The sequence below is a fragment of the Psychrobacter sp. UBA5136 genome (assembly GCF_002414005.1).
Classification (GTDB): domain Bacteria; phylum Pseudomonadota; class Gammaproteobacteria; order Pseudomonadales; family Moraxellaceae; genus Psychrobacter.
This window is the reverse complement of the sequence record NZ_DHYG01000022.1, coordinates 24225-46897: the sequence shown is the minus strand read 5'-3', so window position 1 is coordinate 46897 and position 22673 is coordinate 24225. Positions and strand designations below refer to the sequence as shown.

18 protein-coding genes and 1 pseudogene are annotated in these 22673 nt (G+C 44.2%); 14 read left to right on the top strand and 5 right to left on the bottom strand.

All coding sequences use genetic code 11. The features are described from left to right. From B4240_RS02970 to yfaE, 6 genes and pseudogenes are all read left to right on the top strand, one after another. A pseudogene (locus B4240_RS02970) lies at positions 1–444 on the top strand (hypothetical protein); the annotation flags it as partial. A 132-nt stretch (positions 445–576) separates the two neighbouring features. Next, complete coding sequence (locus tag B4240_RS02965) at positions 577–828, top strand: type II toxin-antitoxin system Phd/YefM family antitoxin (protein ID WP_296236751.1); 252 nt, start codon at positions 577–579, stop codon at positions 826–828. After that, entirely contained in the window at positions 818–1105 is a 288-nt protein-coding gene (locus B4240_RS02960; protein WP_296236750.1) for a type II toxin-antitoxin system RelE family toxin, read from the top strand. Before B4240_RS02965 ends, B4240_RS02960 begins: the two co-directional genes overlap by 11 nt. Before the next feature lie 38 nt (positions 1106–1143). Further along, a complete protein-coding gene (locus tag B4240_RS02955; protein ID WP_296236749.1) occupies positions 1144–1509 on the top strand; it encodes a hypothetical protein in 366 nt (121 codons plus the stop codon). A 75-nt stretch (positions 1510–1584) separates the two neighbouring features. After that, positions 1585–2718, top strand: a complete 1134-nt coding sequence (gene nrdB, locus B4240_RS02950; RefSeq protein ID WP_296236748.1) for a class Ia ribonucleoside-diphosphate reductase subunit beta — start codon at positions 1585–1587, stop codon at positions 2716–2718. Positions 2719–2868: 150 nt separating this feature from the next. Beyond that, positions 2869–3135, top strand: a complete 267-nt coding sequence (yfaE, locus tag B4240_RS02945) for a class I ribonucleotide reductase maintenance protein YfaE (RefSeq protein ID WP_296236747.1) — start codon at positions 2869–2871, stop codon at positions 3133–3135. Positions 3136–3258: 123 nt separating this feature from the next. On the opposite strand, the gene B4240_RS02940 is transcribed toward yfaE, so the two are convergent. Next, positions 3259–4587, bottom strand: a complete 1329-nt coding sequence (locus tag B4240_RS02940; RefSeq protein ID WP_296236746.1) for a S1C family serine protease — start codon at positions 4585–4587, stop codon at positions 3259–3261. 420 nt (positions 4588–5007) lie between these two features. Between B4240_RS02940 and B4240_RS02935 the strand changes: the two genes are divergently transcribed. Next, positions 5008–5865, top strand: a complete 858-nt coding sequence (locus B4240_RS02935; protein WP_296236745.1) for a Nif3-like dinuclear metal center hexameric protein — start codon at positions 5008–5010, stop codon at positions 5863–5865. Positions 5866–6930: 1065 nt separating this feature from the next. Beyond that, positions 6931–8154 carry a transglycosylase SLT domain-containing protein gene (locus B4240_RS02930; RefSeq protein WP_296236744.1) on the top strand — a complete coding sequence of 408 codons (1224 nt, stop codon included), beginning with the start codon at positions 6931–6933 and terminating at the stop codon, positions 8152–8154. A gap of 172 nt (positions 8155–8326) precedes the next feature. Here B4240_RS02930 and B4240_RS02925 read toward each other — a convergent pair whose 3' ends face one another. The 3 genes from B4240_RS02925 to B4240_RS02915 form a co-directional block, all read right to left on the bottom strand. Continuing rightward, entirely contained in the window at positions 8327–11368 is a 3042-nt protein-coding gene (locus B4240_RS02925; RefSeq protein WP_296236743.1) for a LysM peptidoglycan-binding domain-containing protein, read from the bottom strand. 239 nt (positions 11369–11607) lie between these two features. Continuing rightward, complete coding sequence (locus B4240_RS02920; RefSeq protein ID WP_296236742.1) at positions 11608–12102, bottom strand: hypothetical protein; 495 nt, start codon at positions 12100–12102, stop codon at positions 11608–11610. A 320-nt stretch (positions 12103–12422) separates the two neighbouring features. Then, positions 12423–13583 (bottom strand): CNNM domain-containing protein, encoded by a 1161-nt coding sequence (locus tag B4240_RS02915; protein ID WP_414707081.1) that lies wholly within the window; start codon positions 13581–13583, stop codon positions 12423–12425. A 634-nt stretch (positions 13584–14217) separates the two neighbouring features. Between B4240_RS02915 and yajC the strand changes: the two genes are divergently transcribed. The 6 genes from yajC (at position 14218) to B4240_RS02885 (ending at position 20777) form a co-directional block, all read left to right on the top strand. Then, positions 14218–14547 carry a preprotein translocase subunit YajC gene (yajC, locus tag B4240_RS02910; RefSeq protein WP_296236741.1) on the top strand — a complete coding sequence of 110 codons (330 nt, stop codon included), beginning with the start codon at positions 14218–14220 and terminating at the stop codon, positions 14545–14547. 307 nt (positions 14548–14854) lie between these two features. Further along, the gene (gene secD / locus B4240_RS02905; protein WP_296236740.1) at positions 14855–16732 is read left to right on the top strand and encodes a protein translocase subunit SecD; all 1878 of its coding nucleotides are present in this window, start codon (positions 14855–14857) and stop codon (positions 16730–16732) included. Positions 16733–16741: 9 nt separating this feature from the next. Next, positions 16742–17995 carry a protein translocase subunit SecF gene (gene secF, locus B4240_RS02900; protein WP_296236739.1) on the top strand — a complete coding sequence of 418 codons (1254 nt, stop codon included), beginning with the start codon at positions 16742–16744 and terminating at the stop codon, positions 17993–17995. Between the two features lie 183 nt (positions 17996–18178). Further along, the gene (locus B4240_RS02895; RefSeq protein ID WP_296236738.1) at positions 18179–19603 is read left to right on the top strand and encodes an MATE family efflux transporter; all 1425 of its coding nucleotides are present in this window, start codon (positions 18179–18181) and stop codon (positions 19601–19603) included. 93 nt (positions 19604–19696) lie between these two features. Next, a complete protein-coding gene (locus tag B4240_RS02890) occupies positions 19697–20428 on the top strand; it encodes an AzlC family ABC transporter permease (RefSeq protein WP_296236737.1) in 732 nt (243 codons plus the stop codon). After that, positions 20418–20777 (top strand): AzlD domain-containing protein, encoded by a 360-nt coding sequence (locus B4240_RS02885; protein WP_296236736.1) that lies wholly within the window; start codon positions 20418–20420, stop codon positions 20775–20777. Before B4240_RS02890 ends, B4240_RS02885 begins: the two co-directional genes overlap by 11 nt. 236 nt (positions 20778–21013) lie before the next feature. On the opposite strand, the gene purF is transcribed toward B4240_RS02885, so the two are convergent. Further along, on the bottom strand, positions 21014–22549 hold the full coding sequence (gene purF / locus B4240_RS02880; RefSeq protein ID WP_296236735.1) for an amidophosphoribosyltransferase: 1536 nt from the start codon (positions 22547–22549) through the stop codon (positions 21014–21016). Positions 22550–22673 lie beyond the last annotated feature (124 nt).

Sequence of the window (22673 nt, the reverse complement as noted above, 5' to 3'; positions counted from 1 at the left end):
ACAGAATCTGGGATGGGCTCGCAAAATGGTGCATACTATATCCTGATGGCCATAATAATCTTACTTATAATATCAAAATCTGTTTGGTCAGCTAATTATTTAGTTTCTAACAATTTTGATAGTCCTGTATTTATAATAGTAACTATCTCAACAGTTTTGTTTTTATTTATACTACTGTACTTTTTTAGAATATCTTTAGTCAACGTTAAGTCAATTAAGTCTCAAATACTCCAGATTGATTTACGTTTAACTCTTTGTCAATTTATACATAATTATGACTCAGATACTAAAGATTTAAGAGAAGGTATGAAAGAAAGTTTCGAGAGGTTCGAAAGCGTTATTTTTGCTCCTATTGTGGCTACTGAAGACCAAATGCCAACAACTTTTGACGGTATTGAACAGTTAACTGGATTATTAAGTTCATTTAATAAAGGCTCAAAATAGCTTGTGAAAATACAAGCGGTAGGCGGGATTAGCTACCCCAATATTTAAATTTAACACAGTGACAAATAAGACCTAATTTTCGTGCTAAAATTAGACCTATATTTAGAGCGTAATTTTAACGGAGAATGGGTCATGCAACCAATATTTGCGACACAAACAGCCAGTATCTCAGAGCTGAAGACCAACCCTTCAGCACTCATTAAACAGTCGGATGGTGAGTCTATTGCTATTTTAAACCACAATAAACCCGTGGCTTACTTAGTTTCCACAGACATGTACGAGCGCATGATGGAGGCGATGGACGATATGGCACTTAGCCAAACCGTTGATGCTCGCATGAATGAAGGGCAGACACCGATAAAGGTTACGCTCGATGACTTATAGTCTTGAGTTTCATCCTTTAGCATTAAAAGAATGGAAAAAGCTAGCGCCCAGTATTCAGCAGCAGTTTAAGAAAAAATTACAGCAGCGCTTATTAAACCCACGTGTTCCTGCGTCAAAACTTTCAGGACATACAGACGCCTATAAAATCAAACTACGCACCATCGGCTATCGTCTGGTGTATATCGTCAAAGATGATGTGGTCGTGGTTTATGTGCTCGCTGTAGGCAAGAGAGAAAACAATAAGGTATATGAAAGCCTAGTGTCGCGCCAACCATAATCGAAACAAACAGAGTAAAAATGACGGAGGTCATAGACGTGCAATATACCGCAATCATCAAAGACGGTGGTTTGTTTATCCCTAACGTATTTTCTGACCTAAATGATGGTAACTCGCATATCGTGCAAGTAGAAGTCGATATCGAGGAAGTTCGTCAGCAATTGAATAGCAGCGCAATGCCAAAGATGGACGCGCCAAGAGCAGCAAAAAAGCCAGTCAAGAATCCAGCGAGAAAGGCAACAAAAAAAGAAGTACAGAAAGCCGCAGAGGTAGATGCAACATCGCTGCGTAAGAGCGCTATCGATGAGCTAGAGGGATTGGATGATAGTGAGCTTAGCGAGATTTTTAAAGCGTATATGAATGATGGACAACAACCAACGCAAATATCTTTAGAGAATTTATAACGCCCTTTTGCCAGTATTTTAAAACCAAACTTTAAAATTTTGATTCACAACTGTAGCACTTATAAAGGTGGAACTATGACTTACTCGATTTTTTCCCAAGCGCCAAACGATGCGCTAAAAGAGCCAATGTTTTTTGGTCAGCCAGTCAACGTAGCGCGTTATGATCAGCAAAAACACCCTATCTTTGAGCAGTTGATTGAAAAGCAGCTGTCATTCTTTTGGCGTCCAGAAGAAGTCGACGTCTCAAAAGACCGTATCGACTACGGCAATCTGTCCTCGCATGAGCAGCACATCTTTATCAGTAACCTAAAGTATCAGACCCTACTCGACTCTATCCAAGGTCGTAGCCCAAACGTGGTGCTATTGCCGCTGGTGTCAATTCCTGAGCTTGAGACGTGGATTGAGACATGGACGTTTTCTGAGACCATTCACTCGCGCAGCTATACCCACATCATTCGTAATATCGTCAATGATCCCGGCGTTGTCTTCGATGACATTATGCAAAACGAGCACATTTTACAGCGTGCGTCTGATATCGCTAAGTACTACGATGATTTGTATTATGACTCACAGCTTTACAATATGTATGGCGCGGGCACGCACACCGTCAATGGTAAAGAAGTGATGGTCAGTTTAAAATCGCTGAAAAAACAGCTGTATTTATGCTTGATGGCGGTTAACGTCTTAGAAGCCATTCGCTTTTATGTGTCGTTTGCCTGCTCGTTTGCCTTTGCTGAGCGTAAACTCATGGAAGGCAACGCTAAGATTATTAAATTAATCGCCCGTGATGAAGCGCTGCATTTAACCGGAACGCAGCATATCCTAAACTTGATGCGTAATGGTCGCGACGATCCAGAAATGGTCGAGATTGCCAAAGAGTGCTTCGATGAAAGTATTGAGATCTTTACCAAAGCTGCGCAGCAAGAAAAAGAATGGGCGGGTTATCTGTTTAAAGACGGCTCAATGATCGGGCTAAATAAAGACATTCTTTGTCAATATATCGAATATATCACCAATTTACGTATGGAAGCGGTTGGCTTGCCGGTGGCATTCCCAAATTCTAAATCAAATCCGATTCCGTGGATTAATACTTGGCTGTCGTCTGATAACGTCCAAGTGGCGCCGCAAGAGACGGAAATCAGCTCGTATTTGGTCGGCCAGATTGACTCTGATTTATCAAATAGCGACTTTGACGACTTTGAGCTTTAAAGCTTATACAAGTAATTTTAATGGCTTAATCTTAATAGTTTAAGCTTAAGCCATTTTTTTAGTTGCCTTTTATAATAAGCACGATATTAAAGGACACTGGCATAGCAATAAAATTGCGAGATAGGAAAACCAGTGCCATAGGGTTAAATTATGACTTGGGTAATGACGAGTAAGAAGCAATTCTACTTGCATGATGACGAGAGTCTGCTGGATGGATTGCTACGCACCGGACATGATATCAATTATCAATGCCGTGAGGGCTATTGTGGCAGTTGCCGCATCAAGCGTATTGCCAGCTCTCACGTTATTGATTATCCGTTTGAGCCGCTTGCTATGATTGAAGAAGATGAAATCCTGCCCTGCTGCTGCCGCGTGCAAGGCGTCATTTATATCAATCATGAGCTGTTCGAAAAATAGCCGCTAAATAAAGCTATTTTTAAAAAAATTCTGATAAAAAAAGCGCGCTATTCTATAGATAGCGCGCTTTTTTATTATTTCTTAAACTGTAAAATCATCTTTATTCAGGTTTTCATTATAAATTTATAAAGGTGCGCCATCTCTTTCAAATAGCTGCAATAGCTCTTCGCGCATACGGTCGCGCTCGGCTTCTGACATCATTGGTACATCGGACCCTTCGTCTTGTAGATGCGGTTGACCTAAACCGCCAAGCGTTTCATCGTGGATGACGACAGGGCGTGCCATCGGTTCTTGCGCTGGACGTTCTTCTAAAAGTATCTTCACTTGCTTATTCTTACCACGGCGTAGAACTTGTGCATTAAGCGTGGTATTAGGCGCTTTACGCGCGACATATTGGATTAGAGTATTGGCATCCGTCATCTCAACACCGTCAATTGATAAAATAATATCGCCGACGCGCAGACCACTTTTAGCCGCTGGGCTTTTAGGCACGACATTAAATACTTCAACACCTGTTGAGGTTTCAAGCTGCGTTGGGTCGCGTAATTGCGATTGGATTTCAATACCCAACCAACCACGGCTGACCTTACCATCTTTAATAATGGCATTCATCACTTGCTCAACGATAGCAGTGGGAATGGCAAAGCCAATACCCATCGAACCCCCAGAGCGCGAATAAATAGCCGTATTGATACCAACCAGCTCACCGTGAGCATCAACCAGCGCGCCACCTGAGTTACCTGGGTTAATCGCCGCATCGGTTTGAATAAAGTCTTCAAACTTATTGACCCCAAGACCGGTACGCCCTGTCGCTGAAATAATCCCTTGCGTCACCGTCTGACCGACCCCAAACGGATTGCCAATCGCCAATGCCACATCGCCAACTTGAATAGGCTCTTCACGGAAGCCAAGTGGCGTTAAGTCCGTCATGTCGACTTTAATCACCGCCAAATCACTGTCTGGATCGGTACCAATCAGTTTAGCACGGCTCTTACGGCCATCATTTAAGGCGACCGTAATTTCATCAGCTTTTTCAATGACATGGGCGTTGGTTACGATATAACCATCTTCTGAGACAATCACGCCGGAGCCCAAGTTGGTATTGCCCTGCTCTTGTGACGGCCCGCCATGAAATTCAAAAAACCGGCGCAGCACGGGATCATCCATATAAGGATGCTCTGCCATCGTTTGGGTGGTATAGATATTGACGACCGATTGTGACGCGCGAGCAACGCCATTATGATAAGAGGAAATCGGTGCGGGTGTGTCGGAAACAGGCGCTGACGCTTGCTGCTCAGCGGGCGTGGTTCTGGGCGGCTCCCACGTTTGCTCTGATGTCGATTTCATACTCGTGAACAACCAAATAAACGCTGCAATCACTATCAGCAACAAAATCCAAGGCAACCATGTTAACGGGCCAGCCTTGTCGTTGGCATTCCGAGATGACGACATATAAAAACCTCTATATTTTTAAAAACCGTTTTTGTAAAAAATTTTGTGAAAACAATGCATGATGAACGCGCACACTTTTGATCAATCTTATGACGAGCGCAAGATTGAGCGATGTAAGCGCTATGGATCATATAGATTCAGGTATGCAAATTATAACTGGCAATACCGATAAATAGTAACGTATTGTGTACCGTTTCAGTTATGCGCTTTGTCTACTCTTTTACAGCGCCATGCTAAAATGACAAGAATAAAAATCTTGATGTTCTTGATGACTTAGAACGGTCTTAAAACAACCACAATTGAACCGCTACAATTTATAAATAAGCATTTTTAGTATTTAACATCCATGCTCAAACCATAAAACATCGAAGCAGTAAAAACTGCCCTAGTGTAAAACTTTAATAATTATAAGGAAATACCATGACTGAACACAATCCCTTAACCACGTCTTCAACCGACCCCTTAAACCATTTCTCAAGCAAGACGATTAGCGCGCAAGCCTTAACAGAATTTTGTGACGAGTATTTATCGGCGGCGGCCTTTAAAGACTACGCGCCAAATGGTTTACAAGTAGATGGCGGACGACCTATCAGGCGCATCATTACTGGCGTCACCGCTTGTGAGGCTTTAATTGATGCCGCAATTGCTGATAATGCCGATGCTATTGTGGTGCATCATGGGTATTTTTGGAAAGGCGAACCTGCGCCCATCACAGGGATGAAAGGTCAACGTATCCGTAAACTTATGCAGCATGGCATCTCTTTGATTGGCTATCATCTACCGCTTGATGCCCATCCTGTCATTGGTAATAACGCCAAACTTGCTGAGTTACTCGGTATGAACATCATCGGTGCGCTTTATCCTAACGAGTCACATCCAGTGGGCAACATTGCCACCTGCCAGCCGCAAAGCGCGCAACGGCTTATTGCCCAGATTACCGATGCGCTAGGACGGATACCATTACATATTCCCGCTAACTATCACGCCTCACCCAATACCAAGTCCGAACAAAAAAACGGCAGGTTGATTGAACGCGTCGGTATCTGTACAGGCGGCGCGCAAGATATGATAGAGCAAGCAGCGCTCATGGGCTGCGATGCTTATATTTCTGGTGAAATATCGGAGCGCACTACGCATAGCGCCCGCGAGCTTGGCATCGATTATTTTGCCTGCGGCCATCATGCGACAGAGCGCGGCGGTATTCAAGCGTTGGGCGAACTGCTTGCTGAGCAATTTGGCTTACCGGTAACTTTTGTCGATATCGATAATCCAGCATGACAGTTAAGCCAGCATGGTAATTAAGTTGTTTTACCGAATTTCCGACTAACCTTTTTTACTATTTTAAGGGCTAATTTTAAAGTTTTAAGCCAAATACAGAAAATTTCTCTTAAGAGCAATTTTTGCTTGTAAGGACTCTTGTGAGTAAATGAGATAAAACGTCGGCATTTTTTACCGTTTATAGTGCTATTGTTAAGTTTTATCGCTAATTTATTAACTCTGCTTGAATAATACAACCAATATCCGCATATTAGTTCCTGAAGAAAGAATGTCTTGTCATGAGACTTCCCATTTTTATAGCTTCCGGTTATGGCGCTAAAATAAATGTCACGGTTTAAAACTTTATTTTTTGATAAATTAATAAGATTTTCTACGGTGAGATCTTAGATACTATCTTTGCATTGTTTAGTTTGAATGTTCTCTTATGAGGTAGTATTTCCCATTTTTAGCGTCGCGATAACACTAGAGTAAAACCCATCTGATAGTGATTTTTATTCGCTAGCAGATATGGTGATCCCTCTTCTCTATCGCTGAGCAAATCGTATTATTAGCCAGCTCCTCTACTACAAACGATTAAGAGAGCAGCTAGTGACTAATATGAACGTAGCAACAATTAAGTGCAGTTGTACGGCGCTTATGCTACGTATTTGTCTCAATAATTTATTCATGACCTTACCTATGTTTACGATGGTTTTATAGCCAGTCTTTTAGTGACCAACTAGCCTATTAGCGATGAAGGAATCATCCGATTTATAGCCTTCGCGGTATGGTGCGTCTTTTTTTAGCATGTTGTTTGAAATGCGTGTTTTATCTTCTAAAAAAAAGGTACTTATTGGCTAGTTGATTAAAAGACGGTTGCGCTAACGGTTATACACTTTATGTTAGCAGCACTATATGTAAACAAGATGACATCGACCTTATGCGATTTATCAGGCTGATGTTATCCAAAATGTAACGACAGTTTATGCCACTTATATAGCAATACGCTTTTTATGAGTATATAAGCCGCATAAATTGATCAGGCATTTTTATGGTATGCAGGATGGCTAAAATCAGGAGACATCCATGCAGCGTATTACTTACCGTGTGAAAGTATCTGCGCAAGGGGCCAAACGCCGTATCTCATACCTACTGCGTCCATCTAAGCGCTTACTGCACACCAAAAGTAACTTCGTTCCAGCAGTTGCACCGATTAAAGCGACACGTTTCACCAAAACCAATTTCTCCAAAACTAAGAAATTGGCACAAATATCAAGCATTGCCCTGCTCTCTTTACCTGCTGAGAGCTTAACGACGATGAGCGCGCCTGTACCCGCTTATGCTCACGTCATGCTGGACAACACCTTGACAGTTGCCGCTGTACCGGGTGACAGTACTTACTTTGCAACCGATGGTTTTCAGCACGGTTTTGGCTACGATTTAGTGCGTAGCTATGCCGATGGGCTTGGCGTCAACATCAATCTAAAAGCCTATGCTAGTGAGGAAGCAGCGCTCAAAGCCGTAAAATCAGGCGACGCTGATATGGCCTTGACCACGGCCAGCACCCAGCTAAAAAGCCAGCTAGATTTGGCTTCTGTCAATGTCAGCTGCGGCTATGACGCCAGTTTGACCAAAAATGGCCTACATCCCAAAGTTAGCTGGACATTTAATTCTGCCAATGATCCGTTATCAAAAAAGGCCAGTTACTTTTTGTGTGATAGCATAAAGCTTGAACACACGCAAAAATTGGCGGCGTTTTATAATCAAAACTTGTTAAAAGATGCTTATAGCCAAGACCACTTTAAAAAAACGTTGACAGAAAAACTGCCCGACTATCAATCATCGTTTCAAGAGCAAGCGCGCAACTACAATCACGATTGGGAGCTGCTCGTTGCGATGGGCTATCAAGAATCGCATCTAAATGCCAATGCCGTGTCTCCAACGGGCGTGCGCGGGATTATGATGCTGACCAATAACACCGCTAAGGCCATGGGCGTCTCTGACCGCGTTGACCCTTATCAAAGTATCGGCGGCGGCGCGCGTTATTTGGAGCAAATGAAGGCGGATTTTGCTGACGTGCCAAAGACTGACCGCATCTGGTTTGCCCTCGCCGCTTACAATATGGGCCCAAATGCCGTAAAAGGTATCCAGCGTCAATTAAGAGCCGATGGCATCGATGATAAAAGCTGGGCAAATATCTATGCTTATTTGTCTGAAAACAGAGCGTCAAATAGTCGCTATGGTCAGGCGATGCATTATGTGAGTAATATTAGAAGTTATCTTGAAACCATTAAAACGCAAACCGTTTAATAAGGTTTTCGGTAAAAGCTTCTTAATAAGTGCTTATCGCTAAAAGCTGTAAATAAAAACTATAGGAAATTACTCCAATAAAAAAGCTGCCCTTTTATAAGAGCAGCTTTTTTTAATGCTTAAAATTTATTGAATGCGCCTATATTAACGTGCCTACATTAATAAGACTATATTAGCGATTCGGCACGGTTAAACGTTGACCGCGTTGCAGCATGGTATCGACAGCGATATTATTCATATCGGCAAGCTCTTTGGTTGAAACGCCATATTTGCGTGCCAAGCCAATCAAACTATCGCCTGAGCCGACGGTATAGCTGACGGTTGCTTTTGGTACTTTGATGGTTTGACCGCGTTGTAACTGCGCGTTGGGCGCCAAATTGTTGGTCGCTGCTAAGTCCTCTACCGAGATGCCAAACTGACGTGCTAAGGCAATAAGCCCATCACCCGCTTTCACTTTATAGTTCTCAGTATTACCAAGCTTTTTGCCGCTGCTACTTGCGCTACTGGTACTGCTAACTGTTTCTGTACTGCTGCTGTTCTTACTGATGTTACTGTTAGTTGTGCTAGGCGCACTTACCGTACCATTTGCAGGAATGGTAATCGTCCGACCAAGGATTAAATTGGAAGTGGTTTTTAAATTATTCGCCGCTGCCAAATCACTCAAACCAATATTGTAGCGCTGAGCAACGCCTGTCAAAGTATCGCCTGATTTGACTTTATAGCTGACCGCTTTGTCATTGAGTTGGCGATCGACCAACTCTTTAGAGACGGGCACTTTAATTATCTGACCACGCTGTAAGCGTGCTTTTGCATCAAAATTGCTATTTACCGCCGCCAGTTCTGCCGCGCTAATGCCAACGCTATTGGCAATACCAATCAAGGTATCGCCTGATTTGACCTTATAATTGGTCGTTGCCACCGAGCTTGCCGTTGCCGTGCTGGTATTAGCGGCATTATTAGCACTGCTACTGGGCGTACTACTTGCAGCAGTAAAATCTACATTAGCAGGCACTTTTAAGGTTTGGCCGACATACAGTGAGTCGGTCGCACTCATATTGTTTAAATTCGCCAAGGTGGTAGTCGGTACATTAAATTGACGAGATAAGGCAATCAGGCCATCACCCGGTTTGATTTTATAATTTTTGGTTGCCGTACTTGATTTACTGGGTTTGGTAGATGGCGCAGCAGGCGTACTGGCAGGCGCAGTCACTTTACCGGGCACCAGCCACAGCTTTTGTCCACGTAGCAAGTCAGCTCTACTGCTTAAGTTATTATAGCTTGCTAGCTGAGTGACCGATAAACCAAAGCGATTTGCCGTACCGATTAGTGTATCACCACCTTGTACTATGTAGCTTTCAGGCTGACTTGCGGCGGTACTACTAGCACTGCTTAATGGCTCAATCGTTTTGGCATTATATAAATATAAGGTGCTACCGGCTAGTAGCTTGGCACTAGCATCTATCTGGTTCCATTCAGCGATGTCACGCCAGCTGACACCCGCACGACTGGCGATATTTGCTAAGGTATCACCACGTTTTACGGTATAAGTGCTACGTTCGCCTGTAGGTTTTGGCTTATCGACTGATTTTTTAGGAAAGCTCAGTTTCTTCTCTTTTCCCGTGGCTTCCAAAATAGACTGCTGCGTTTGTACTGCCGATAGGTTGATATTACCATCGGCATTGATGACATTGGTTTCAGGCGTACTGATACGAATTTGGTTGGCAATATAATCACGCTCAGCCTTACTTAATGGCGGCTCTTGAATGATGGTATTGTTTTGCGTGATTTGCGCCGATGTGGTCGGTAAGCTGTTACTACTTTTTAGCTCAGCATTAATTTTTTTGGTTTCAGCCGACGTTATAGGTGGCTCTGTGTGTTTTGACGGACTATAAACTGAGCTGCTGGTCGGTGAAGCTGTCGGCGGAATATAGCTGGTGGTTTGCTGCGGTACGCTCGCGCTTGCTGCATAATCGGCAAGACCACTTCCGGTCGTAGGCAATGAACCGCCACTAGGATAAGGCTTATTATTATAGCTAGGCGTGGTAGAACCTGAATAGCTAGGCGCTGTGCTGCTCGTATTACTAGAAGCAATCACGTTACTAGTGCCATTTCCTCTCAAAGCAATAAGCTTTGCATCTATCGCTGAGCTGACATCGTTTGGAATAATAATGCGCTGCGGGCCTGACGCGTCAACGCGAGCAGAGGTAAGCGCGGTATTCAATCTTTCTAGCTCATCATAACTGACGCCCGTGACCTGTGCCACTTCCGCTAGGCTCACCCCATAATTAACGGGCACACTACGGAAATGCTGGCGGTTAGCAATGGCCGGTAGATAAACGCCATATTGCTCAGGCTTGGCGACGATTTCAGCAACTGCCAAAAAGCGCGGTACATAGTTCATGGTTTCAGTTGGCAGTCTTAGCGACCAGTAATCTGTTGGCAAACCGCGCGCAGCATTGGCGTCAATGGCTTTTTGCACCCGGCCAGGACCAGCATTATAAGCCGCTAGTGCCAGCTCCCAACTGCCAAATTGATTGTGCAGCGCCGTCAAAAAGTCGTAAGCCGCGCGCGTTGACTCAATCACATCACGGCGACCATCATAAGTGCTACTTTGATTTAGACCGTAGATACGCCCCGTACTTGGAATAAACTGCCATAAACCTGCCGCCGCCGCACTACTGGTCCCGCTTGGATCATAAGAGCTTTCAATGACGGGCAGTAACGCAAGCTCGGTTGGAATATTACGGCGCTCGGCCTCTCGTACCGTGTGGTAAAGGTAGCGACTGGCACGGGCGGTCAAACGGTTTAGATAGTCTTGACGACTGGTAAACCAGCCCTTTTGCGCTTCAATACGCTGATTATAAACAGGGCGTCCACCATTCATCCGGTAGCCTGCGCGCAAGCGATTCCATAAGTCACCATATTGCTGAATCGCAAGTTTATTGCCTTCAACCATGGTCATATCCGTGGCTTCTAGCAAGTCAGCCAACTCATCTAAGCTCTCGGCATCCAAGAACGCCGTTGAATAATCCGCACTGCTACTTGGCCGCGCGGCTTGTTGGGCAGGACGCTTAGTAACCACAGCTGAGCTGCCGGTCGCGCCCGTCTTTTTCACCGCTGAGGTATTACTACAGGCACTGATAAGTAAAGTCGACACCGCAAGCGTCAGTGGTAAAGCGATAAATGAGCGAGAGTTTGATGACACAGTAGACATGATAGTGGCAGTTTCCTAACAACAATAGGTGATAAAATAAAGTTAATCGACAGTATAGTACGCAATATCAAACAAAGACCAGCCTAATATAAAAGATAATGAGCAGAATATCATCTACCCTACCTTTTCATGGCTCATTATTTTGCTTATTGAATGATTTATTAAGCAGCATCCATAGGCGCAATGAATATTCATTAATGGTCGAATATTCTTATTCCTTATTAATGCATGGCTAGATTCTAGTTAATGGTCACTTGTGAAACAGCGCGTAGCAGCACGGCATTACCCGTAGACAAGGTAAGTGTGACTCTTGATGTAGTGACAAATGAAACCTTTTGCCCGTCTTTTATCCAGCTTTCATTGGTCGTTACATTGGCTTTTGCTTGCTCACCGGTAACTACAATATTATTTACACTGATATCGTAATGATAATTTGACGTATCACGCCAACTTTTTTGCAGTAGTTTGAGATAAGCATCTTTGTCAAGGCTGGTAGATTTGCCTTTTCTTGACATTGAAATCAGCGCATCGTCAGACACTAAGCGGGCAACCTGATTGATATTTTGGCCATTGGCGGCTGATTTCATGGCAGCGGCGTAGTTTTGCACTAAAGCTTCGCTCATGGTTGCCGCTTGCGCACTGATACTCATAGTACTAGCAGCTGCCACCAATGCCGCCGCGCTCGCACTCTTGATCAATAGAGCCAGCAGCCCTTTTCCCCATAGTCGTTTCATGATATTCCTTAGTGTCTTTAGAGATAGTGATACTGTTATCATTACCTACCATTGTCGTCATGTATCGTTGCCAGCAGATGAGATTGCTGTCATGCCTCGACGTTTGACGCTGATTTATTATTTGCGTATACCTGCTTATAAAATGCGGTAATACTTTTCTAATTTCTGATTTCTAAGTTAAGCAGTCTAAACTTAAAATCTTTAACTGTCTGTTGTAAGGCTAGTTTTAGCCTATCACTGAATTCTCACAGCCATGTGACACCCTGTGTAATTATTGCGAATGTTGGCGCAAAATGGCAGTTCACTTTAACGCTGATACTCTAGTGCTTGTGCTCATTATGGCTATCTTCATACTGCTCGTCATCGCTCAGCTTCATACCCAAGCGCTCAACGCGCCTGTCCATCATCTGCCGTGCTAATGCTTGCATGTCTTCGACGCGGTCTATTTCATCGACAATCTCAAGGCCTAACAAGGTTTCAAACACATCTTCTAAGGTCACCAAACCTTTCACTTCGCCATACTCACCGACGGTAATCGCGATATGAATACGGTTTTTTAGCATTAATTCTAACAAATCAAACAATTTCATCTTTGAAAACACAAAGGTAATATCGCGCTTAAACTGGGTCAACGGCTTATGTACCGCGTGATTCACTTTTGCCAATAGCATATCGGTTTTTAAGACAAAACCGGTGATATTGTCCAAATCACCATCATAAATTGGCAAACGCGAAAAGGTCAGTTTTGGGCGGTCAACTAGCAGCTCAGCAACGGTTTTATTTTCTTCAAACGCCAACATTACCGAACGCGGGGTCATAATATCTTCGACTTTAATGGCCCCAAATGCCAATAGGTTACGAATGATACGCGACTCTAATGGATCGATTTGCCCTGATTCTTCGCCGATACTGGCGAGTGCCGCAAACTCTCGGCGGCTAAAGGTCACGGGCTCTTTACCGCGCACCAGCATTTTGGTCAATTTTTCTGATATCCAAATGAGTGGGTATAGCAGCAAAATGATACCGCGGACAAAATACGCCACCATGCCACTTAGTTGACGCCAATAGACCGTGCCCAGCGTTTTTGGGATAATTTCTGATAAAAACAAAATGGCTAAGGTCATAAAGGCAGAAAACAGGCCAAACCAAGCGCTACCAAAGACAATTGTTGCCTGCGCACCTGCTCCAATAGAACCCAAAGTATGCGCCACGGTATTTAAGGTTAAGATAGCCGCCAATGACTGATCGATGTTATCAACCTTTAAGCGTTTTAGCATATCGGCTTTTTTGGGATTATGCTCTTGCACATCAGCGATATATGACGGCGTCATACTCAGTAACGCTGATTCTGCAAGCGAACAAATAAACGAGATACCAATGGCGACGAGCACAAATAAGATAAGTAGTAGCACACTGCTAGCACTGGGATTTGCTACCTCACCAGCCGCCCACACTGCTTGTGGCAGCAGCGAGGTTAACAACAAAATGAACGCAGAAAACGATTTGATATTAAACCGAATTAAAGAGCGCCTACTGCTTCCCATCGTCGGGGGAGGTTCAGCAGCGGCGTCTTTGCGACAAGCACGCGGACGGTATAAGCGAGGTACAGACATAAAAGAGGTGAACAAGTTGGGTAACCTAAAAAAGATAAAAAAGGAAGTCACAATATATCATGAGCAAGCGCTAGCAGATAGAAAATAATAGCCGATAAATGCGAGTTTTTGGTTTCCTAGCGGCTAAAGACGCGCTCAAGTAGCGGTATTATATCGTCATTTGGGGCGCGATAAGGGTTTGTTTCATGTTAGCGCTGATAATAGCTTTTCGCAATAAATAGCCATTAGTATCAATTATTTGAATAATTATTAACACCGTTTCTTAAAATTATAAAGTTATAGCAGTCATTATATTAACTTAACTTTTAGCTTTTTCTACCTGCTTCATAACTCGCCCTTATATTCTTTATAATAATAAGCTCTCTATCATTATAAGAATCGCAACCAATCTATGCATTTGAACAAAAACTCCCCTAGCCTATGATTAACAGTTACCAAGCCTGAGATTTTTTGTTACTATGCGTGTAAATTTATTCTTATCTATGACTTACTGAGAGAAATTATGAGCTTATTTATTCAAGCGGCCCATGCTGCGCCAGAAACTGCCGGAGCTGCGTCACTATTTGGTCAAATCTTGTTGCCGGTTGCTTTTTTTGCCATTTTTTACTTTTTGGTGATTCGCCCACAGTCTAAACGCACCAAAGAGCACCGCGCTATGGTCAACTCACTGACTGTTGGCAGCGAAATTATTTTTGCTGGCGGCCTTATGGGCCGTATTAAAGCACTAGAAGGCGATTATGCGGTGGTCAGCTTAAACAACCATACCGACGTTAAGATACAACGTGCGTCTGTTATTTCAGTATTGCCAGCCGGCACGATTGAAAGCGTTTAATTGTCGTGAATAAACTTGATAATTAATAAACATTTATTGTGACCAATGGATGCTACTTATCAATTATGAGTTGTCATGACTGTAAAATGACCGTACATTATTTACGGTCATTTTTCGCTTTACTGCTTTACGCTTAACCGTTTTTTGCTTTACTATCATCGCGGATGATGACAGTGGTGCATGATTCAGTACGACTACAACACTATAGTAGCTTGCTATTTAGTCGCCTACCATTGTTATCGCTAACTTCCCATCTGCTAACTTGTGGCCTGCGTCGCCAGTAGTTTATCAACTTAAAGAAGTGATTATGCAATATCCCGCTTGGAAATACTTACTCATCGCCGTTGTGCTTATCATTGCCGGTCTATACGCGGCGCCCAACCTCTATCCTGATGAACCTGCCGTACAGATTACCAGTGCCGCAGCCGGTACGCAGTTGTCTGAAGGTATCTTGACTCAGTCTAAAAGCTTACTTGAAGAGGCTGGCATCAATAATCATGATGGCACCTTTGAAGGCAATAGTGCGCTCGTGCGCCTCGACAATCCCGTCGATCAGCTAAAAGCTCAGGAAGTGCTGCGTCAGAATTTAGGCGAGGACTACGTGGTTGCGCTAAACTTAGCACAGACTACCCCAGAGTGGTTGCGTGATATCGGCGCAAAACCGATGAAGCTCGGTCTTGATTTGCGCGGCGGTGTACGATTTGTCCTAGAAGTGGATATGGATAAGGCGCTCGAGCAGCGTTTGACCAGCGCCAGTCGTGATATGCGCCGTGACCTACGCGCTGAGCGTATCGCGGTAAAAGGCATCAAAACCGAAAAGCGCGGCGTGGTGCTGCATTTTGCTGACACCGATACGCGTAACCGTGCGCAAAACGTGCTGCAAGGCTCGATGGGCAATACTTTCACCTTACAATCTTCGATTGATGAACAAGGTCCGGCGCTGATTTTAGCTTATAACGATGCGACCCTAGATGAAATCAACAGCTACGCGGTCAACCAAAACTTAACCACTCTACGCAATCGTATTGCTGAGCTTGGGGTAACCGAAGCCTTGGTGCAATCGCAAGGTGCTAGCCGTATCGTCGTTGAGCTACCGGGCGTACAAGATACCGCGGAAGCAAAACGTGTCCTTGGCCGTACCGCCAACCTTGAGTTCCGTATGGTTGCCGAAAATAGTGAAAACTATATGGGCGGTATTCCACCAACGGGTACTGAAGCGTTTCCATTTGGTACTCTTGATGGCCCGCCAGTCTTGCTCGAGCGTCAAGCGATTGTCACGGGTGATAAGGTCACTAACGCTCAGACGGGTATTGATGAAAATGGCTCGCCTGAAGTCAGTATTACCCTAGATAGTGCTGGTGGTAAGCTGATGCAAAACGCTACTCGTACTGCTGTTGGTAAACAAATGGCGGTGCTGTTTATTGAGAATAAACAACGCATCACTTATAAAGAAGACCCAGCGACTGGCGAGACCGTCGAAGTCCGTACGCCGTATGCAGAAACAAAAGTCATTAACCGCGCTAATATCCAAGCGGTACTGGGTTCATCATTTCGTATCACAGGGCTTGATAGTAGCGCTGAAGCGGCTGAACTTGCCCTCTTGCTACGTTCAGGGGCGCTAGCAGCACCCATGTATTTCGTGGAAGAGCGGACGATTGGTCCATCACTCGGTCAAGAAAATATTGAAAAAGGCTTATTCTCTACCCAAGTTGGTTATTTATTAGTTTTCGTCTTTATGATTATTTTCTATCGCTTATTTGGAGTAATTGCCAACGTTGCTCTTGCGATTAACGTCATTATTATCATTGCCATTATGTCAATCTTAGGCTCATCACTGACCCTGCCGGGTATTGCCGGTATCGTCTTGACCATCGGTATGGCGGTCGATGCCAACGTGCTGATTTTTGAGCGTATACGTGAAGAGCTGGCAAATGGGGTTCGGCCAAAATCCGCCATCGTAGCTGGGTTTGACCGTGCCTTTAGTAGTATTTTCGATGCCAACATCACAACCTTACTGGTCGCCTTTATTTTATTTGCGATTGGTACGGGTCCGATTAAAGGCTTTGCGATTACCCTTGCAATTGGTATTGTCAGCTCGCTATTTACCGCTATTTTGGTGACGCGTGCGCTGATACAAATTGCTTACGGTAAGCGTAAATCCATCAAACGTCTGAGCATCGGTTAGGAGAAAACTATGGCTATCGATAATAACAATCCGCTAGAGCAAGAAAATAACCCAGATCGAAATGGCTCAAACGGTGAAGCGAATACTGCCAGTACGCGCCGCCGTAAAAAACCGCGCCGTGATGGTAAAGGCAGCAATACGCAAACCAACAATATAAAATCTGCAGGTTCAAAAACCCGCCGTGGTGGTAAAGGCAATCAAGCGCTAACGGCACAAGCATCTGATAATACGGCAGCAGATGATGCTAATTTAGCGTTAGGAGATGCTGCTGAAGATGCCGCAGCCTATGCAGAGGGCGGCACTAAAGCCATTGGGGATCAGCGTATTATCCCCTTCATGAAAATTGAAAAGCCAATGGCCATCCTATCGCTGCTTTTGGTCATCGGTAGTATTATCGCCATTGCGGTCAATGGCTTGAACTTAGGTCTTGATTTCACCGGCGGGGTTTCAGCAGACGTGCGTTATGAGCAGCCCGCTGAGCAAGTCGACGTCGTAAACGCGCTAGCCGATAATGGCTTTGACGATGCTGTCGTCCAATATTTAGGCACGCGCCAAGAACTCTTAATACGTTTGCCGCCGCAATCTGATAACGTCGAGGGTCTAAGTGCGAGCCTTAGTAAAGCATTGACGCTACCTAATAATGACGTTGAAATCAGTAACGTTAATATTATCGGCAGCCAAGTAGGTAATGAAATTTACTTAAACTCCGTTATGGCGTTAGCATTGGCCTTGGCTTGTATGCTTGGCTATGTCGCCCTACGTTTCCAGTTTAAGCTAGCGCTTGGCGCGGTGCTGTCGCTATTCCATGATGCAGTGGTGACCATCGGGGTCTTTGCTTTATTTGGCTTTCCGTTTGACTTAACCGTCCTAGCGGCTGTTTTGGCATTGATTGGTTACTCATTAAACGATACGATTGTCGTCTATGACCGTATCCGTGAGAACTTCCGCCGCGTCCGCGGTATCACACCGCGCCAAACGATTGATTTGTCATTAACAGAGACGCTGCGCCGTACGATTATGACCATCTCAACGGTACTGTTAGTCGTCCTTGCGATGTTATTCTTAGGCGGTGATGGTCTATACTGGTTCTCAGTGGCGCTGTTTATTGGTTTACTTGCGGGTACCTATTCATCGACTTATATCGCAAGCTCGATTCCTTTACGAATGGGTTTATCACGTGATGACTTTATCGTGAAAGTAAAACCTGAGTTTAAAGAAGAAATCGTTACCTTTAATGATCCAAAAATGTATGAGCAAGACTAACGCCTGTGTAAAAGCCCGTAACTAGACTTGCAGTTATTTAGGCCATAAACTTTATCATGATAAAAGCACCTAAACTCTAGGTGCTTTTGTCTTTATACTATTTTTATTTATACTTTAGTGTTATTTAATAAGTGGTCACTAAACTTTTCTGCCTTATTACATTGTTATATAAGCGACTATGCTATGTCATCTACCCTGCCGCCAACGCCAAGCGCGATGCCGCCCATCGATACTCGCTATACGCGCATCATCGCGATTGCTTTGCCCGTATTATTGGCCAATCTGGCGATGCCGCTACAAAGTGTGATTGATACAGCGATTGTTGGTAATATGAATGACACTGCTAAGCTTGCTGGCATGGGTTTGGCCATCCAACTGCTGTCTTTGATACTGGTGAGCTTTAACTTTTTGCAATATGCCTCCTCTGGACTGTCTGCACAAGCACTCGGTCAGCTGGCTCATAAAGACGACGCTAATAAGGCGTTATCAAATACGTCTTATGCAGCGCAATCACCGCTCTTATCCATTTTGCAGCGGGCCTTATTGCTCGCTTTTATGATAGGCGCGGTGTTACTTATTGCAAAACCTTGGTTAATTGAGTTTGGCTTACAAGCGCTCTCCGCCAATCCTGCTAGTGGCAGCGCGGCAAAGACTTATTTAGACGTGCGTTTTTGGGGCGTCATCGCTGAGCTAATGAACTTTGCATTTATTGGCTGGTTTGCGGGGCAAGGCAAAACCCGTTATATGCTTTATCAGCAAGGTTTTATTGCCATGCTTAATATTATTTTGACCTTGTTTTTTGTTTACGTGATGCAGATGGGTTTGGTTGGGGTGGCGCTAGGGACGACGATTGCTTTCTGGCTTGGTGTGGTGTTGGCACTGTGGCTAAGTCGCAGACATCTAAAAATCTCTTGGCATGCGTTATTTGCTGCTGATAAAAAACATTTTAGCAAAGATAAAATGCTTAGGCTATTTTCATTAAATAAAGATATTTTTATTCGCACGCTCATTTTAACGTTAAGCTTTGCTTGGATTACGCGTCTTTCTGCGCAAAGTGGCGATGTGATACTGGCCGCCAACGCTATCTTGTTGCAAGTATTGAGTATCTCAGCTTTTGCGCTTGATGGCGTGGCGGTATCGGCGGAAACCTTAAGCGGACAAGCAGCAGGGCGACGCGATTGGCCAGGTTTTCGTACTATTATTAAACGCACAGGCGTCGTCAGCTACGGACTGGCATTAATGCTAAGCGCGATTTGGTGGCTTGCGATGCCGACTTATTTGGATTTTATGACCAACATCGAGCCGGTTTTCACGCTTGCTTATGATTATCATCTTTATGCTGTACTGCTACCCCTTGTTGGCGTCGGCGCTTATTGGCTCGATGGGATATTTTTTGGTTTAACGGCAGGTAGCGTTATTCGCAATGCCGCTCTGATATTAGCAGCCACCTTTTTTCCATTGAGCTGGTTACTCTACCAGCAATGGGGCATGACGGGCATCTGGCTGAGCGTTTGGTGCTTGTTATTGTTAAGGTTAATCATCCTCGGTGGGTTTCTATACCGCGCCCATCAAACAGGCAGCTATGAAAAATTGCAGCCTGAAGCTTAAATTATTAAAGCTTGTAGTCAATACCATACGCTTTAAAAAAGAAGAAAATAAAAAATAAACGATAAAGCAAAGTGAGAAAAATTAGGATGTCACGTGAACACTCAAACAAATGAGATAAATCAGCATCAAGTACAGCGCTATGAATGGGTGGAAGGTTTTAAAAAAAGCTTACCAGTTGCCATGGGTTATTTGCCAGCAGGAATTGCCTTTGGCGTACTCGCACAAGTGGCTGGTGTGCCTGTTTGGGCCACCATTATGCTGAGTATCGTTCTATACGCAGGCGCAGCGCAATATGCCTGTTTACCGATGCTAAGCGCTGGTTTACCGATTGGCAATATTGCAACCAACATTGCCGCGATTAATTTGCGCCATGTTTTTTATGGTATGCCATTATTAAAATATCTGCCAAAAAACAAAATAGCAAAAACCTACTGCTTATTTGCTCTTACCGATGAAACCTTTTCGGTGATGACCAGTTTGCCAAATGAGTCGCGGCAGGCACTAATACTACCTGTTAGCTTGTTTAATCAAAGCTGGTGGGTACTGGCGAGCGCTATTGGTGTGTTCATTGGTAGCGCGCTCAGCGACTTAGTACCGCATTTAGATTTTGCCTTGGTATGTTTGTTTGCCATTTTGGCCTATGAGCAGTTTCAAAGCATCAAGCGCTATTTCCCGATTGGCATTGCGGTGATTGCTTTGATTATCGCGTCGTTATTTACCAGCACTTGGCTATTGCTGATGGCGATTACGATTTGTATGGTACTGATTTTGGCACGGGGTTTTTGGACAAAGCCAATCACGGCGGGAGACAGCAATGAGCAGTAGTTATTTGATTATGGCAACGTTTGCAATGGCGGCGGTGACGTTTATTACTCGCGCCTTGCCCGCCTTAATACCCAAAAAGCTACTAGATACGCCGTGGCTGCATCGGTTAAATGAAAGCTTACCGCTATCGGTGATGGTATTACTAATTTTAACCAGCCTTTCTTATCAAGGCTTAGCAGAAAATACAGCTCTAAACAGTGCCGAAGTACACTTATTTATGGCGCAAATTGGCGCGTTATTATTGGTGCTACTTATCTATCATCTAAGCCGTCAGTTGCTGGTGAGCATGATCGTTGGTATCGCTGCGATTAATGGTCTTTTGTGGTTATTTACGCGTTTTTTCGGCTGATTAAAAGTTTAGTGTATAAAGTAGATCGACTTTAAAAAAGATACAGCGCGGCTGGGATGAATTTTTCGTAGCCTCTGTGATAACAGCAAGCAAGGAAAATTTATACCAGCCGCCTGTGGCTATTCATTTATCATTTTATTTCATACTGACTACATTTATTTGCACCAATAAAAAAGGCTAGAATCATGAAGAATCCAGCCTTCTTATTTTGCCATTATTTTAAGATATTTATTCTCTTACAGCTCTTCTACGCCCATCATATCCACTGGCGTATCAGCAACGATTTGCACGCCTTTTTTGCCAATTTTGGCCGTATCATTACGCTGTTCTTGCAAATGATCGAGATACGCTTCGTTGATTTGCCCAGTGATATAGCAGCCATTAAACACGGCACAATCAAAGCCTTCTACCTTGCTGTGTTTGGTATCTTTGACGGCTTCAATCAAATCGTCCAAATCTTGGAAAATCAAGCGATCAGCACCGATAATCTCGCGCACCTCTTCAACGCTATGACCTGAGGCGATAAGCTCGCTACGCACGGGCATATCAATACCATAGACGTTTGGATATTTAACCGGCGGCGCCGCACTGGCAAAGAATACTTTACGAGCGCCAGCATCACGCGCCATTTGGATGATTTCATGACACGTGGTACCGCGAACGATAGAGTCATCGACCAAAAGGACGTTTTTACCTTTAAACTCAAGCGGCACGGCGCTTAGTTTTTGACGCACCGACTTTTTACGTTGCTGCTGACCTGGCATGATAAAGGTGCGACCGATATAGCGGTTTTTCATAAACCCTTCACGGTATTTGACGTTCATCTTGAGCGCCAGCTCCATCGCTGAGGTACGCGAGGTGTCAGGAATAGGAATGACCACATCAATATCGTGATCCTCACCCCATTCTGCCATGATTTTATCGGCCAGCTTTTCGCCCATACGTAGGCGTGATTTATAAACCGAGATATTGTCCATAATAGAATCAGGACGGGCAAAATAGACATATTCAAAGATACAAGGTGTGTATTCTTGTTGTTCAACGCACTGATGCGTATGGAGCTTATGGTCTAAATCAATAAAAATAGCTTCGCCCGGTTTGACATCGCGGACGATACTAAAGCCTGAACCCGTCAAAGCAACTGACTCTGAAGCGACCATATATTCTGTGCCGCCATTGGCTGCCATGCGCTTACCAAAGATTAGCGGACGGATACCGTTTGGATCACGAAAGGCCAATAAACCATGCCCAGTAACTAGAGCAACCACGCCATAAGCGCCTTCAATGCGGCTATAAACCGCTGTGACTGCCTCAAAGATATCGGCAGGCGTCGGATGGGTACTGTCTATATTTTGCATTTCATGCGCAAGCACGTTGAGTAAAACCTCAGAATCTGAGTCAGTATTGAGGTGACGGCGATCTTCTTGATACAGGGATTTTGCCAAGCTCTCAGCATTGGTTAAATTACCATTGTGCGCAAGCGTAATACCATAAGGCGAGTTGACATAAAAAGGCTGTGCTTCGGCACTACTTGAGGTGCCAGCAGTTGGATATCGGACATGACCGATACCAAATTTACCGATCAGTTTTAACATATGACGATTCATAAACACGTCACGTACCATGCCATTTTCTTTGCGTAAATAAAGACGCCCATCCTGTAAAGTCACAATACCTGCCGCATCTTGCCCGCGATGCTGCAACATGGTTAAGGCATCATAAAGAATTTGGTTGACCGGCTCATGAGCTGCGACCCCAACGACTCCACACATAGTTGTATCCTATTTTGTACTGCACATTGATAACACAATAACGGCATAATGATTGACAAAGCTCTTGACGTGTTGCCTGCCATTTACCGCAAAGCTGACGATTTTGCTGAGAATAACCGCTTAC